Source organism: Rhodococcus sp. MALMAid1271 (genome assembly GCF_049195265.1).
In the GTDB taxonomy this organism is placed as follows: Bacteria; Actinomycetota; Actinomycetes; order Mycobacteriales; family Mycobacteriaceae; genus Rhodococcoides.
This window is the reverse complement of record NZ_JBMIRQ010000062.1, coordinates 1-322: the sequence shown is the minus strand read 5'-3', so window position 1 is coordinate 322 and position 322 is coordinate 1. Positions and strand designations below refer to the sequence as shown.

Sequence of the window (322 nt, the reverse complement as noted above, 5' to 3'; positions counted from 1 at the left end):
TGTTCTCTCAGGACCCAACAGTGCATCGATATAACAGTTACTCCCACCAGCAGGGCCGGCAGTAATGAATAAAAGTTGGTTGTCAGTGTTCCACCCGTGAGCACCGCCGGATGACGTATGCATCCGAAACGGTTTCTGTCCTGCTCCCCCGTCACCTGTGTGACGGTCCGAGTCAGGAAGAGGCTCCTTAGAAAGGAGGTGATCCAGCCGCACCTTCCGGTACGGCTACCTTGTTACGACTTCGTCCCAATCGCCGATCCCACCTTCGACGGCTCCCTCCCACAAGGGGTTAGGCCACCGGCTTCGGGTGTTACCGACTTTC

1 rRNA gene is annotated in these 322 nt (G+C 56.8%); it reads right to left on the bottom strand.

Annotated features, from left to right (window positions below):
* Nucleotides 1–191: 191 nt before the first annotated feature.
* Nucleotides 192–322: ribosomal RNA gene (locus ACOQFP_RS08105) — 16S ribosomal RNA — on the bottom strand; the annotation flags it as partial.